Origin of the sequence: Rathayibacter sp. AY1B6 (assembly GCF_002932755.1) — a bacterium.
GTDB lineage: Bacteria > Actinomycetota > Actinomycetes > Actinomycetales > Microbacteriaceae > Rathayibacter.
Window position 1 is genome coordinate 1 of the sequence record NZ_PSWL01000017.1, and the last position, 13,039, is coordinate 13,039.

The following is a 13,039-nucleotide window of genomic DNA, read 5'->3' on the forward strand; positions in this document are numbered from 1 at the left end:
GGGGTGGGGGGGGAGGGGGGGAGGGGGTGGGGGCGGCGCTCATTGCGGACTCCTTCGGCAGCGGTCCGACCATCCTAGAGCCCCGGTGGAGCGCTCTCTCGCCCCGGAACGCGGGGCATCCCGCCCTGGACGACCACGAGGCGCCGCCTCCGCGCCCGGACACCGCGGTGAGGGCGGGGTCCGGGCGGCGGAGGCGGCGCCCCGGAGCAGAGGAGCGGGAGCGCAGGACGCGGGCGGCCGGCGCCTCCCGATCAGGCCCGGTGGGCGCCGTGCCCGTCGCGGGGAGGAGCGGTGCTGATCGAGTCCGTCCGGACGTCCGGCTCGATGCTGCCCGCGGCCAGGTCGGCCCCGGCGCGCGCGGCCAGCTGCGGGTCCGTGCGGCGCAGCTCCTCCGCGCTGTCCTCGGCCGCGAGGTCGTGCGCCTCCTGCATGGCCGACTTCGCCCGCAGCGGCGGGGTCTTGAGGAACCACGAGAGCACGAAAGCCAGCAGGACCACACCCAGCGCGACCTGGAACACGGTCACGGTCGCGTCGTTGAACCCGGTCAGGAACGGTGCCGACAGGGCGCGGTCCGCGGTGTTCAGGAACGAGGTGTCGCCGTCGAGCGCGGAGCCGATCGCGGCGGTGTCCTGCGACTGCAGCAGCTTCAGGATCCCGGCGTTGGCCGGGTCCGCGGCGACGGCCGGATCGGTGGCGGCCCGCTGCAGATCCGCCGCGAGCGCCGGGTTCTTGAAGGCCGCGGCGATGGTGTCGGGGATGCGGCTGAACAGCACCGAGAAGATCACGGCGGTGCCCAGGGTGCCGCCGATCTGGCGGAAGAACGTGGAGGCGCTGGTCGCGACTCCCATGTTCGCCACGTCGACCGAGTTCTGCGAGGCCAGGGTGAGGGTCTGCATCATCTGCCCGAGCCCGAGGCCCAGCATCAGCATCCCGCCCATCATGAAGATCACCGGCTTGTCGATCGTCACGAAGGTGAAGTAGAAGAACGCGGCCGACATCAGGAAGGTGCCGACGATCGGGAAGGCGCGGTAGCGGCCCGTGCGCGAGATGATCTGACCCGAGACGATCGAGGCGATCATCAGGCCGAGGATCATCGGCAGCATCAGGAAGCCGGACTCGGTCGGCGTGGCGCCGTTCACCAGCTGCAGGTACAGCGGGATCGCCATCATGCCGCCGAACATGCCGAAGCCGACGAGGACGCCCAGCACGGTCGCCATCGAGAAGGTCGGCGAGCGGAAGAGCTTGAGGGGGATGAGCGCGTCGTCGCCCATCATCCGCTCTGCGGCGATGAAGCCGATGATGCCCAGCGCGCCGACGATGTAGCAGACCCACGCGATCGGCGAGCCCCAGCCCCACTCGCGGCCCTGCTCCGCGATCAGCAGCAGCGGGCCCGCGGCGATGACGACGAGGGAGGCGCCCCACCAGTCGATCCGCACCGAGCGCTTGCCGGCGGGCTTGGGCAGGTGGAGGAACCGCACGACGATGAAGAGCGCGACGGCGCCGATCGGCAGGTTGATCAGGAAGACCCAGCGCCAGCCGGTGATGAAGAGGATCTCGGGGGTGCCGGCGAGCAGGCCGCCGATGAGCGGTCCGACGACGCTGGAGATCCCGAAGACGGCCAGGAAGTAGCCCTGGTACTTGGCGCGCTCGCGCGGGGGCAGGATGTCGCCCATCACCGTGAGCGCGAGCGACATGAGCCCGCCGGCGCCGAGGCCCTGCACGGCGCGGAAGCCGGCGAGTCCGAGCATCGAGGTCGAGAAGCCGGCGAGCGTCGAGCCGATCAGGAACAGCACGATCGCGATCAGGTAGAGCGGGCGGCGTCCGAAGATGTCGGAGAGCTTGCCGTAGATCGGCGTCGCGATCGTCGAGACGATCAGGTAGGCGGTGGTCACCCACGCCTGCTGCGAGAGGCCGTCGAGGTCGTCCGCGATGGTGCGCATCGAGGTGCCGACGATGGTCTGGTCGAGCGAGGAGAGGAACATCCCCGCCATCAGGCCGAAGATGACGAACAGGATCTGCCGGTGCGACATCACGGCGCCGGACGGCGTCGAGGTCGGAGCGGATGGAGCGGAGGCGGAGTCGGCCACGGTGGTCCCCTTGTCTGGCGGACGCGTCCAGGCACGGCGATCCGCCGCAAACGTTGCGTGCTGCGCAAAGTTACACCGCGTGCGGAGAGCACGACAGGGCGTCCGGCGAGCCTGAACGGGATCTCAGGGCCGCCGTGCCGGGGCGATGCCTCAGGCCGGAGCGGGGACCGCCTCGTCCGCCCAGCCGGCCTCGCGGAGCGCTGCGCGGGCCTCGGCTCGGGCCGAGTACGGCGTGCGCACGCCGAGGATGTCGCGGTAGTTCTGGTGCCCGGGGCCGGCCCAGAGGACGGCGTCGCCCTCGTGCGCCAGGGAGACGGCGACGCGGATGGCGCGCTTGGGGTCGTCGACCTCGTGGATCTCGGCGTCCGGACGTGCGGCGCGGGCGGCGTCGACGAGGGTGCGCCGGATCGAGGCCGGGTCCTCGAAGCGCGGGTGGTGGTCGGTGACGACCAGCACGTCGCTGCCCCGGACGGCGGCTTCGGCCATCGCCGGGCGCTTGAGCGCGTCCCGGTCGCCGTCGGCGCCGAACACCATGATCACGCGGCCGGGAGTGACCTCGCGGACGGCCTCCAGGGTGCGAGCGAAGGCGTCGGCGCTGTGGCCGAAGTCGACGTACACCGTGGGGCCGCGGTCGCCCGAGACGCGCTCGGTGCGGCCGGGGAGGGAGGCGTCCACTCCGCCGTCGCGGTGCAGCGCGGCGCGGATCTCGCCGATCGGCCGACCGGACTCGATCAGCATCACGATCGCCAGCCCGGCGTTGGCCGCCATGTGGGTGCCGATGATCGGCACGGAGGTCGTGATGGCACGGCCCTCGCGGTTCCCGATCCGGAAGCGGGTGCGGCCGAACTCCTGCTCGAGCACCGTCACGGTCCAGTCGGCGTCGACGCCCGGGAGGGAGGTGATCGTGGTGACCGGCACTCCGGCGACCTCGACGAGGCGCGCGCCCGCGGGGGAGTCGAGCGAGACGACGGCCCGGCGCGCGCGATCGGGCTGGAAGAGCTGCGCCTTCTCGCCGAAGTAGGTGTCCATGTCGCCGTAGTCGTCGAGGTGGTCGTGGCTGAGGTTCGTGAAGCCGGCGACGTCGAAGACCACGCCGTCGACGCGGTGGCGGGTGAGGGCCTGGGCGCTGACCTCGATGGCGGCCGCGCCGACGCCCTCCTCCTCCATGCGGGCGACGAGCGCGTGCAGCTCCGTCGCCTCCGGGGTGGTCAGGCCGCTGGTCACCGAGGTGTCGCCGATGTGGCGCTCCGCGGTCGAGCTGAGGCCGGGCACGACGCCGAGCTGGCGGAGGATCCCCTCGAGCATGTGCACGGTCGACGTCTTGCCGTTGGTGCCGGTGACACCGAGCAGCACGGGGGAGCGCTCGGCCGTCCCGTAGACGGCGGCGGCCACGGCGCCCAGACGGGAGCGGGGGTCGTCGACCACGAGGACGGGCAGACCGGTCGCGCGCGCGGCGTCGGCGCCCGCGGTGTCGGTCAGCACGGCGGACGCGCCGCGTGCCACGGCCTGCTCGACGAACTCGGCTCCGTGGCGGTTGACCCCGGGCAGGGCGACGAAGAGGTCGCCGGGCTCGACGTCGGAGGCGATCAGCGTCACTCCGCTGATCTCGGCCGTCAGGCCGCCCTCGTCCGCGATCTCGAGCGTCCGCGCGAGGGCGGCGAGAGGGACGGAGGGTGCGGTGAGGGGTCGGAGCATGGGGTCCTTCCATCGACGGCTCCGTGGGGGGCCGTGCGGCCGAGGGGGCGGTCGCACGCGGAGTCGTGGCTGTCACTCAAGCTAGGGGGTCCGCTTATGTGAATCCTTAGAGGATATGCGCGACCCGCGTGGAGGGGCACGGGTGGACAGAACCGATCGCCAGTGCTTCAGCAGATGCGCAGGAACGGGTCTGTCTAGGCTCGGAGGATGACGTCGAACGAGAACGAGCCGACCGATGGGCACTCCGTCCGCCGCAGAGCCCTGGTGATCGGGGGTGTGGCCGCCGCGGCGGGCCTGACCGCGCTGGGGATCGGAGCCGCCATCGGGAACGGTGCAGCGGCGCCCTCGCCGACCCCCTCGACGGCGCCGCCCGCTCCGTCGCCCTCCACCGCCGCGACCACCTCGGCTCCCACAGCGGAGCCGACCACCACCCCCACGCCGACCCCCGCTCCCACCGCCTCCGGGATCGACCTCACCGCGCAGTCCGTCGACGACCCGGCGAGCACCTGGGTCGTCGTCAACAAGCTGCGGACGCTCGCGCCGGTCGACTACGTCCCCGCCGACCTGACCTTCCCCGACGTGCCCTACGTCAACCGCCAGCCGATGCGCCAGGCGACCGCGGACGCCCTCGTCCCGCTCTTCGCCGCCGCCCGCTCCGAGGCCGGCCTCTCGCTGGCCGTGCAGAGCGCCTACCGCTCCTACGACACCCAGGTCAGCGTCTACGCGGGCTGGGTGTCCTCGCGCGGGCAGGCGGGAGCGGATGCGACGAGTGCCCGCCCGGGGCACAGCGAGCACCAGACCGGCTGGGCGGTCGACGTGGTGGGAGCGTCGGGTGCGTGCGCGCTCGAGATCTGCTGGGGCGACACTCCGGAGGGGCAGTGGGTCGGCGCCAACGCCCACCGCTTCGGCTTCCTCGTGCGCTACAAGCCCGACACCACTCCGATCACGGGGTACGAGTCTGAGCCGTACCACCTGCGGTACGTCGGGACCCCGCTCTCCGGCTACCTGCACGACTCCGGCATCGAGACGCTCGAGCGCGCCTTCGGCCTTCCGGATGCGCCCGATTACGCGCCGGGAACCACTTCCTAGGCGATCTAGCGATCACAGACGGACACGATCGGGCGTGACACGCGCCGCTCGTTACCGTACTGTTATTCGGAGCGCTTTCAGAGGCCCGTCTGACGGGTCTCCCACCCCCGCCTGGTGACATAGCCGCTTCCCCTGCTCCCGAGCCCGGTCCCCCGCCGAGCCGCCGACCCGTGAGACCTCTCTGTGCCCCCTCGCTCCACCCGCTCCACCGTGCCCGCCGACCACCCCGCGACTCCCGCGCCGACCCCCGGCGCTCCGCTGACCCGTCGTGAGGCCCGCGAGCGCGAGGGCCGCATCCGGCCCGCCGCTCCCGCGGCCGCCGCGCGACCCTCGGCTCCCGCCCCGGTGCACCCGGCCCCCGAGGAGTCGTTCCCGTCCCGCCGCGACCGGCGCGAAGCGGAGGGGCACCGGCTCCGCTCCGCACCCGCCCGCCGCGGAGCCTCCTTCTTCCGCCCGTCCCCGCGCACGCTGGCGATCGCCGTCTCCGGCGGGCTCGTCGTCGTGGCCGTCGCGTCGAGCCTCAGCCTCACCGTCGGCACCGGCTCCTCGGCCGGATCGGCCACCGCGACGCCGTCCGCCGCTCCGACCTCGACCAGCGTCGCCGTGCTCCCCGCGACCACCGCCTCCGCCCGGGTCGTCCTCAGCTCCGTCTCCACCACCTCCGGCACCGTCGCCGGCGGCACGAGCGTGACGCTCGAGGGATCGAACCTGGACTCGGTCGCCACCGTCCGCTTCGGCGAGGCCGAGGGCAGTGTCGCCGTCGACAACCCCGACCAGATCACGGTCACCGCGCCTCCCGCCGACGGAGAGGCCGCGGGGGAGGTGCCGGTCGCCTTCTTCGACGCCGACGGTCAGGCCATCACGTTCGACGCGGTCACCGACTCCGCTGCGGCGGTCACCGTCGACGGGACCCCGGCCGACGCGGTGCAGCCCGCCGTCGACACGTCGGGCACCGCGGAGGGCACGACGGCCGAGGCCTCGACCGACCTCGCCGCCCCGACCGCGACCGCCACTCCCAGCCCCGCCGCGACCGGCGTGCTCGCCAGCACCAAGGTCGTCGCCTCGGCGATCACCTTCGCCTACACGCCCGACCCGGCGATCGAGGCCGCGAAGGCCCAGGCCGCGCTGGACGCGAGCCGCCTGGCCTCGCAGCTCGACTACCTCTCCACCTACTGGAACGACTACAACTCGGCCCAGTACGGCGTGATCTCGGGCAACGACTGCGTCAACTTCACCTCGCAGTCGCTGATCGCCCGCGGCTGGGAGATGGACGGCGAGTGGAGCTACTCCTCCTCCGGCGGCTACAGCTCCGCCTGGGCGTCGTCGACCGCGTTCAACGCCTACCTCGGCGCGCACCCCGAGCGCGCGACCGCGATCCCCGACTCCGAGCGGAGCCGCGTGAAGCCGGGCGACATCGTCCAGTTCGACTGGGACGGCTCGGGCGACTGGGACCACACGGGCGTCGTGACCAGCGTCGACGGCGACAGGATCCTCTACTCCTCGCACACCGCCGACAACCACGACCAGAGCATCGACGCGGCCTCCGCCGGCCGGATCATGTTCTGGGGCGTCTGACGCACCACGCACCACGCACGACGACGGGGCCGCCACCGCTGATGCGGTGACGGCCCCGTCGAGGTTCCGGTCAGATCACTTCTTGAAGACGTCCTTGACGTCCTCGCCGACCTTCTTGGTGTGGGCCTTGGTCTGGTCGGCCTGGCCCTCGGCCTCGAGGCGCTCGTTGTCCGTCAGCTTGCCGACGGCCTCCTTGGCCTTGCCGACCAGGTTCTCGGCTGCGTTGCGGATCTTGTCGTCTGCACCCATGAGGGGCTCCTTCTGTTCGGTGTGACCATCCGCCGGCGGATGCCGGGGAAGCTGCGGGACCGGGGTCAGGCGACCCGGTCCTCCTTGGAGAAGCCGGCGCGGGCGCTCGAGGCGACCTCGAGCAGGACCGGCAGGCGGGCGCCGAGCAGGGCGTCGAGCGCGTCGACCTCCTGGTGCACGGCGTCGACCACGGTGCGGGGCGAGACGCCGCCGCGGGGGAGGACGCGCACCTTCAGCGCCGTCTCGGATCCGTGGCGGTAGGCCGCGACGGTGACGTCGAGGAGCTCCGTCCGCCCGGCGAGAGCCGTCTCGAGGACGTCCTCGGCGAAGCCGGTCGCGATCTCGATCCCTCCGGCGGGCGTGCCCTCGGCCTCGTCGCGGAGGACGGTGCCGGTGCGGCCGTGACCGTGGGCGAAGGCCATCACCAGCGCGAGGACGATGCCCAGCAGGCAGATCCCGACGACGGCGTAGAGCGGCCAGAGGACGGCTGCATCGCTCCAGACGGTGCCCTCCTCGGGGGACAGCCGCGACACCAGAGCCGCGCCCTCGCCGTCGGCGAAGGAGAGGACGGAGTCGCGGACCGGCTGCGAGACGGCGATCAGCACGGCACCGGCGCTGACCAGCGCGAGCACGAGACCCACGACGAGCAGGACGAGCCGGTTGACGAAGCGGTTGCTCGTGGTCATCAGATCCTCCCGGAGGTCGAGACGCGGACGGTGGAGCGCGGGGCGGGCTTCGCGCCGATGCGGGCGAGCTCCTCGTCGACGGCGCTCTGCACGGCGTCGCGGTCGACCGCGATGCCGGAGGCGGGGGTCACCTCGACCAGTGCGGTGCGCCGACCGAGCGAGGCGCGGGTGTCCTCGCGCCGGGAGTGGGCGGCCGTGCGGGCTGCGCGGGCGAGGGAGGAGGCGATCACGCCGTCGTCCACGACCACGGCGAGGCGGTCGTCGTCCACGGTGTGGCGGGCCCGGGCGCCGGGCGCCAGGGCGAGCACCAGCAGGACGAGAGCGAGGACTCCCGCGCCGACGGCCACGCCGATGAGGGCGGGGTTCGCCAGCGACGCGACGCCGACGATCGCGCCCAGCAGGGCGGACGGCGCGGCGAGCAGAGGCGCGGCGCCGAGGATCGCGAGCACCGCCTCCGTGCCGACGTACGCCGCGACCAGGGCGATGAGCACCAGGACGATGATCTGCGCGGCGGAGCGGGACTTGTGGGTCTCGCGGCGGAGATAGCGGCTGTAGCGGGTGTCGGGCGCCGACGGTGCGGGGCTCATGCGACTCTCCTCGTGCTTCGGGTGCGGGTGCCCGTGACCCGGATGTCGATCCGGCTGACGGTGCGGCCGGTCAGCGCCTCCATGCGGGAGGCGATGCGGGTGCGGTCGCCGTGCAGGCGCTCGAGCAGGGAGCCGCCGGACGGGGAGGCGCCCGGCTCGACGACGACCGGCGCGGTCACCGCGAGGGCGAGGCCGCCCCGGTCGTCGGAGAGGCGGACGCGGATCGCGGAGACCTCCACGCCCAGCTCCTCGTGGACGATCGCCACGGCGGCGCGCTCGATGGAGCGCACGGTGATGGTGACGGTGCCCGCCACCGGCGATGCGGGACGCGTGTCGAGAGCGGTCACGGTGGGCTCCTAGCGGGAGGTGGTGCGGCCGCGGAACACGTCCACGAGGCTGCGCACGTCGAGGGTGCCGTCGGCGATGCGGGCGATCACGACGCCGAGGGCCATGAACAGGGCGGTGAGGACGAAGCCCCAGAAGCCGAACATCAGGGCCGCGAAGGCGAGGATCGCGCCGACCACGACGCCGAGGACGGTGCTGCGGCCGCCGGGGGCGGTGGGCGCGGGGCGCTGGAAGTCGCTCATCGGACGCGGCTCTCGGTCGACTCGTCGCCCTTGTCGTCACCGGGGATGTGCACGTCGACGACGGCGACGTTGATCTCGGCGACGGTCATGCCGACCAGCTCGGTGATGGCCTCGGAGACGGCGGCGCGGACGGAGTCGGCGACCTTCTGCATGGGCACGGGGTACTCGACGACGATGGTGACGTCGGCCGCGACCTGGGTCTCGCCGACCTCGACGCTCACGCCCTGGGCGTGGTCGGCGCCGCCGACGGCCTGGCGGATCGCGCCGAAGGCACGGGCGGCGTTGTTGCCGAGGGCGAAGACGCCGGGCACCTGGCGGGCCGCGATGCCGGCGACCTTGGCCACGACGCTGTCGTCGATGACCGTGGTGCCCTGGGCGGTGCCGGAGGTCCGCGAGCCGCCGAGGCTCGTGACCGTGTCGACGGGGGTCTTGTCGACGCGGGTGGTGGAGGGGGTGCGCGTGGTGTCGCTCATGAGGTCTCCTGGACGTCTCATCGGCTGCCGTTGCTGAGCAGACCGGGGTCGAAGGCCCGGCGGAAATCCGGTCGGGCTGTGCTTTCATGAGTGAGACGGAGCCCGGACGGCGTTCGTCACGGTGCTCGGCGGACTTTTTCCTGAGCGTCACCTGAGAGGCGGCCCGAGGCCGCGTGAGCGGAGAGGGAGGAGGCGCCGTGCCCGGACTGGAAGCGGCGAGCGATGCGCTGCTCGCCGAGCGCTCCGCCGAAGGCGACGTGCGCGCCTTCGAGGTCCTCGTCAAGCGGCACCAGTCGATCCTCCGTGCCTACGCGTGGCGGCTGACGGGCTCGCAGGCGGACGCCTCCGACGCCGTGCAGAACGCGCTGATCACGGTCTGGGCGCAGCTCCCGCAGCTCAAGGAGCCGGCGAGCGTGCGCAGCTGGATGATGCGGATCGTCAGCCGCTCCAGCGTCGACCTGCTGCGCCAGCGCCGCCCGACCGACGACGTCGACGCCGTGGAGCATCCCCCGGCCCGAGAGCCCGGCCCGTTCGAGGCCGCCGAGCAGAGCGACGCCATGCGGGCTCTCGCGCACGCCCTGTCCGAGCTGCCGGAGTCGCAGCGGCAGTGCTGGGTGCTGCGCGAGGTCGGCGGGGAGTCGTACAACGAGATCGCCGATCACCTCGGTCTCACGGTGACCGCCGTACGGGGCAAGCTCGCCCGCGCGCGCGAGTCGCTGGTCGTGGCGATGGAGGACTGGCGATGAGGGAGCAGACGCGATGAACGCGGACCAGGGTCCCGGCGACGGGCCGGAGCGCGCGGGGGAGCACGACGTCGTGCTGCCGCCCGCACCCGAGGCGGACGCGACGGAGCAGGAGGGCGACGGCATCGGCATCGACGAGCTGAGCGACTACCTCGACCGCGGGCGCACGCCGTACGACCCCGCCATCGAGGAGTCGCCGGAGCACCGGCGCACTCTGCGCGCCCTCGAGCGCGTGCGCGCCCTCTCCGGCGCGCTCATCGACGACGACGCCGCACGCCTGCCCGCGCCGGAGGAGAGCTGGTTCGGCTCGATCCTCACCCAGGTGCGCCGCGAGTCGCGGGCCGGACGCGACATCCCGCTGGCGAGCGTCCAGCCCGACGTGGCGCTCACGATCACCGAGGGAGCGGTCCGCGGACTCGTGCGCGAGGCGGGCGACAGCGTCGCCGGCGTGCTGGTCGGCCGCTGCCGCCTGGTCGGCGACATCGCCGAGCCGGGCGCGGAGGTCGTGGTGGAGCTGACGATCTCGGTCTTCTGGGGGGTGCCGATCGCCGAGGCGGCCCAGCAGGTGCGTGAGCGCGTGCACTCGCGGCTGCTGACCCAGACCGAGCTGCGGGTGTCGAGGATCGATGTCCGCGTGGAGGACGTCTACGTCCCCGGGACGGAGGAGTCGTGAGCGGCCTCGAGGCGGCGGCCCCGGTCGATCCGGTGTCCGCGCTCGCCGCGGAGCTGCGCGCCCTGGACGGGGTCGCGACCCTGATGCCGGCCAAGCCCGAGGTGCGCGACGTGCTCGCGCACGCGGCGACCGCGCTGAGCGCGACCGGGATCGTGGTCGAGCCGCTGGGCACCGCGAGCGGCGGCACGTTCGCCGATCCGGTCCTGGTCCGCGTCGCGGGGGACGAGGTGTCCGTGGCCGTCGACCTCTGCGTGACCGCGGAGGCGTCCGCGCCGGACGTGGCGCGCGCGATCGGAGCCGCGGTGCGCGAGTGGTGCGTCCGGGTGCATCCGGGGCTGCGGCCGCGGGTGACCGTCCGGGTCGCCGCGATCGACTAGGCGAACCGCCCGGCGGACCCGGCTGCTCGCAGGCCGGGGCTCCTCTCGCGAGGTGCGGACCCGTACTCCCCGCTGCCGTGCTCCCCTCCTCCGGAGTGCATCCGGCCTCCCGGAGCGACGGTGCTGCGAGCCGCCCGAGGCCGGTGACGGCGCCGTCTCCCCGGAGCCCCTCGCTCAGGCGCGCTCGGCGAGGAACGCGTCCGTCTCGGCCGCCGTCGGCGCGGACACCGCCGCTCCGGTGCGGGTGACCGAGATCGCCGCGGCCGCGCTCGCCCAGCGGGTGAGGGCGACCAGCTGCTCCGGGTCGTCCAGCCGTGCTCCGGAGGCGGCGAGCCGGGCCGAGAAGGCGCCGCAGAAGGTGTCGCCGGCGCCGGTGGTGTCCACGGCCTCCACCCGGAAGGCCGGAGTGCGCACCGTCTCGCGGTCGCGGACCGCCACGACGACGCCGTCGGAGCCGAGGGTGACCAGCACGAGCGGGACCAGCGCGGTGAGGGCCGCGGCGAGCGCGTCGTCGTCGGCGGCGGTGATGCCGCGATCGGCGGCGAGCTCGCGGGCCTCGTGCTCGTTGACGATCAGCACGTCGAGCACCGCGAGGAGCTCCTCCGGCAGCGGGCCGATCGGGGCGGCGTTCAGGATCGACACCGTGCCGCCGGCGCGCGCGGCGCGGGCCGCCTCCGTCACCGTCGCGGTCGGGATCTCGAGCTGCAGGAGCAGGGCGTCGGCCGCCGCCACCAGGGCCGACTCCTCGGCGGTCAGCTCGACCAGGGCGGCGTTGGCACCGGAGTCGACGACGATCGCGTTCTCGCCGCGCTCGTCCACGGTGATCTGCGCGGTGCCGGTGCGGACGTCGCCGCGGCGGGCGCGCAGCTCCAGCGGCTCCTCGCCGAGGACCGCGGCGAGCCGGTCTCCCGCCGAGTCGCGGCCGAGGCTCGTGACGAAGACGGTGCCGGGCTCGGTCCGTGCGGCCGCGACGGCCTGGTTGAGGCCCTTGCCGCCCGGGAAGGTGCTCGCGTCGAGGGCGAGCACCGTCTCTCCCGGAGCGGGGATCCGGGCGACCCGGTGGACGTGGTCGAGGTTGGCGCTTCCGAGCACGAGGAGGGGCATGCCCTCGACGTTAGAGCACGCGCAAGGGGGTCCGCCGCGGGCTCGGCCGCACCTACGGTGGGGGCATGGAAACTCGAATCCTCGGACGCACCGGCGCCCCCGTCTCCGTCGTCGGCCTCGGAACCTGGCAGCTCGGTGCCGACTGGGGGGACGTCGCCGAGACCGACGCCCTCGCCGTGCTCGACGCCGCGGTGGAGTCGGGGGTCACCCTCTTCGACACCGCCGACGTCTACGGCGACGGCCGCAGTGAGCGGACGATCGGCGCCTACCGCGCGGCGCACCCCGACGCGCAGGTCTTCGTCGCCACCAAGATGGGCCGCCGCGCGGAGCAGATCCCCGCCAACTACGTGCTCGACAACTTCCGCGCCTGGACCGACCGCTCGCGCGCCAACCTCGGCGTCGACACCCTCGACCTGGTGCAGCTGCACTGCCCGCCCACCTCCGTCTACTCCGACGACGCCGTCTACGACGCCCTCGACACTCTCGTCGCGGAGGGCGCGATCGCGGCCTACGGCGTCTCGGTCGAGCGCACGGAGGAGGCGCTGACCGCCATCGCCCGTCCGAACGTCGCGAGCGTCCAGATCATCCTGAACGCGTTCCGCCTGAAGCCGCTCGACGAGGTGCTGCCCGCCGCCCGCGAGGCCGGCGTCGGCGTCCTCGCGCGCGTCCCGCTCGCCTCGGGCCTGCTCAGCGGCCGCTACACGACCGAGACCGTGTTCGCCCCGGAGGACCACCGCAGCTACAACCGCGACGGCTCCGCGTTCGACGTCGGCGAGACCTTCTCGGGCGTCGACTTCGCGACCGGCGTGGAGGCCGCGCAGGAGTTCTCCCGCCTCGCCGACGACCACGGCCTCGCCCCCGCGGCGGCCGCGCTCGCCTGGATCATCCAGCAGGAGGGCGTCACCTCGGTGATCCCCGGTGCCCGCTCGCCCGAGCAGGCCCGCGCCAACGCGGCCGCCGCCTCCGCCGCGCCCCTCGGCCCCGCCTTCATGGAGGCCGTGAACGCCCTCTACGACACCCACTTCCGCCCCACCGTCCACCCGCGCTGGTAGCCCGCCCGCCGGAATCCTCGCTGAGGTGCCCGAGAATGCAGCCTTTCGTGCGACACGACTGC

15 protein-coding genes are annotated in these 13,039 nt (G+C 73.5%); 6 read left to right on the forward strand and 9 right to left on the reverse strand.

The genetic code is table 11. The features are described from left to right. Window positions 1-251: 251 nt before the first annotated feature. Window positions 252-2,030, reverse strand: coding sequence for an MDR family MFS transporter (locus C5D08_RS10340; protein ID WP_104277023.1), 1,779 nt, complete (start codon window positions 2,028-2,030; stop codon window positions 252-254). A 207-nt stretch (window positions 2,031-2,237) separates the two neighbouring features. Then, a complete protein-coding gene (locus C5D08_RS10345) occupies window positions 2,238-3,782 on the reverse strand; it encodes a Mur ligase family protein (RefSeq protein ID WP_104276972.1) in 1,545 nt (514 codons plus the stop codon). A 207-nt stretch (window positions 3,783-3,989) separates the two neighbouring features. Here C5D08_RS10345 and C5D08_RS10350 point away from each other — a divergent pair, with 207 nt between their 5' ends. Further along, entirely contained in the window at window positions 3,990-4,871 is an 882-nt protein-coding gene (locus C5D08_RS10350; RefSeq protein WP_104276973.1) for a D-alanyl-D-alanine carboxypeptidase family protein, read from the forward strand. Between the two features lie 183 nt (window positions 4,872-5,054). After that, complete coding sequence (locus C5D08_RS10355; RefSeq protein WP_104276974.1) at window positions 5,055-6,446, forward strand: amidase domain-containing protein; 1,392 nt, start codon at window positions 5,055-5,057, stop codon at window positions 6,444-6,446. 75 nt (window positions 6,447-6,521) lie between these two features. On the opposite strand, the gene C5D08_RS10360 is transcribed toward C5D08_RS10355, so the two are convergent. From C5D08_RS10360 to C5D08_RS10385, 6 genes are all read right to left on the reverse strand, one after another. Continuing rightward, entirely contained in the window at window positions 6,522-6,695 is a 174-nt protein-coding gene (locus tag C5D08_RS10360; protein ID WP_104226788.1) for a CsbD family protein, read from the reverse strand. 65 nt (window positions 6,696-6,760) lie between these two features. Then, complete coding sequence (locus C5D08_RS10365; RefSeq protein ID WP_104276975.1) at window positions 6,761-7,381, reverse strand: hypothetical protein; 621 nt, start codon at window positions 7,379-7,381, stop codon at window positions 6,761-6,763. Then, window positions 7,381-7,968: a DUF6286 domain-containing protein gene (locus tag C5D08_RS10370; protein ID WP_104276976.1), complete on the reverse strand. Its 588-nt coding sequence runs from the start codon at window positions 7,966-7,968 to the stop codon at window positions 7,381-7,383. The genes C5D08_RS10365 and C5D08_RS10370 overlap by 1 nt, the downstream gene beginning before the upstream one ends. Then, window positions 7,965-8,315 (reverse strand): hypothetical protein, encoded by a 351-nt coding sequence (locus C5D08_RS10375; RefSeq protein WP_104276977.1) that lies wholly within the window; start codon window positions 8,313-8,315, stop codon window positions 7,965-7,967. Before C5D08_RS10375 ends, C5D08_RS10370 begins: the two co-directional genes overlap by 4 nt. Window positions 8,316-8,324: 9 nt before the next feature. Continuing rightward, window positions 8,325-8,555 (reverse strand): DUF2273 domain-containing protein, encoded by a 231-nt coding sequence (locus C5D08_RS10380; RefSeq protein ID WP_104224954.1) that lies wholly within the window; start codon window positions 8,553-8,555, stop codon window positions 8,325-8,327. Beyond that, a complete protein-coding gene (locus C5D08_RS10385; protein ID WP_104276978.1) occupies window positions 8,552-9,028 on the reverse strand; it encodes an Asp23/Gls24 family envelope stress response protein in 477 nt (158 codons plus the stop codon). The genes C5D08_RS10380 and C5D08_RS10385 overlap by 4 nt, the downstream gene beginning before the upstream one ends. 197 nt (window positions 9,029-9,225) lie before the next feature. On the opposite strand from C5D08_RS10385, the gene C5D08_RS10390 reads away from it, so the two are divergent. The 3 genes from C5D08_RS10390 to C5D08_RS10400 are packed head-to-tail and all read left to right on the forward strand — an operon-like array spanning window position 9,226 to window position 10,821. Continuing rightward, entirely contained in the window at window positions 9,226-9,774 is a 549-nt protein-coding gene (locus tag C5D08_RS10390; RefSeq protein ID WP_104224956.1) for an RNA polymerase sigma factor, read from the forward strand. 13 nt (window positions 9,775-9,787) lie between these two features. After that, window positions 9,788-10,444, forward strand: a complete 657-nt coding sequence (locus C5D08_RS10395; RefSeq protein ID WP_104276979.1) for an Asp23/Gls24 family envelope stress response protein — start codon at window positions 9,788-9,790, stop codon at window positions 10,442-10,444. Continuing rightward, complete coding sequence (locus C5D08_RS10400; protein ID WP_104276980.1) at window positions 10,441-10,821, forward strand: hypothetical protein; 381 nt, start codon at window positions 10,441-10,443, stop codon at window positions 10,819-10,821. Before C5D08_RS10395 ends, C5D08_RS10400 begins: the two co-directional genes overlap by 4 nt. Before the next feature lie 174 nt (window positions 10,822-10,995). On the opposite strand, the gene C5D08_RS10405 is transcribed toward C5D08_RS10400, so the two are convergent. Next, complete coding sequence (locus C5D08_RS10405; RefSeq protein WP_104276981.1) at window positions 10,996-11,925, reverse strand: ribokinase; 930 nt, start codon at window positions 11,923-11,925, stop codon at window positions 10,996-10,998. 65 nt (window positions 11,926-11,990) lie between these two features. On the opposite strand from C5D08_RS10405, the gene C5D08_RS10410 reads away from it, so the two are divergent. Continuing rightward, complete coding sequence (locus C5D08_RS10410) at window positions 11,991-12,977, forward strand: aldo/keto reductase (protein WP_104276982.1); 987 nt, start codon at window positions 11,991-11,993, stop codon at window positions 12,975-12,977. Window positions 12,978-13,039: the final 62 nt, after the last annotated feature.